Source organism: Streptomyces sp. BE303 (assembly GCF_036290945.1).
Classification (GTDB): domain Bacteria; phylum Actinomycetota; class Actinomycetes; order Streptomycetales; family Streptomycetaceae; genus Kitasatospora.
This window is the reverse complement of sequence record NZ_JAQYWZ010000524.1, coordinates 1-398: the sequence shown is the minus strand read 5'-3', so window position 1 is coordinate 398 and position 398 is coordinate 1. Positions and strand designations below refer to the sequence as shown.

1 protein-coding gene is annotated in these 398 nt (G+C 68.6%); it reads right to left on the bottom strand.

Translation table 11 applies throughout. The features are described from left to right. Positions 1-184: 184 nt before the first annotated feature. On the bottom strand, positions 185-398 hold a 214-nt coding region (locus PUR56_RS10920), incomplete at its 5' end, for a transposase (protein ID WP_329948734.1).

Below are 398 nucleotides of genomic sequence, written 5' to 3'. Positions count from 1 at the left end.
GCGCCTTGATCCGGCTTCCCGGGACGAGGCAGGAGGAACCGCGCAGTTCCGGCGGACATCTGCACGCTGGTGACACTTCCGCCCCACCAAGCCTCCGGAGTCACGGCAGCCGGGTCCGCTCCTCATCCCAAGAATCAGGACCAATCAGCCCGCTGACGGATGAAACGCCCACTTAGAAGTCATCTCATTTGGAGAGTCGGCGGTGGCAGATGAGGGCGGCTGCGATGCTGGCGAAGGCTGCAAAGTGGTCGGCCTTCCGTTCGTAGCGGCGGTGGAGTCGGCGGAAGCCGCCGAGCCAGGCGACGGTGCGCTCGATCACCCAGCGGTGCCGGCCGAGGCGCTGGGAGGACTCGATGCCGCGGCGGGCGATGCGGGCCGGGATCTGCCGCCGGCGCAGG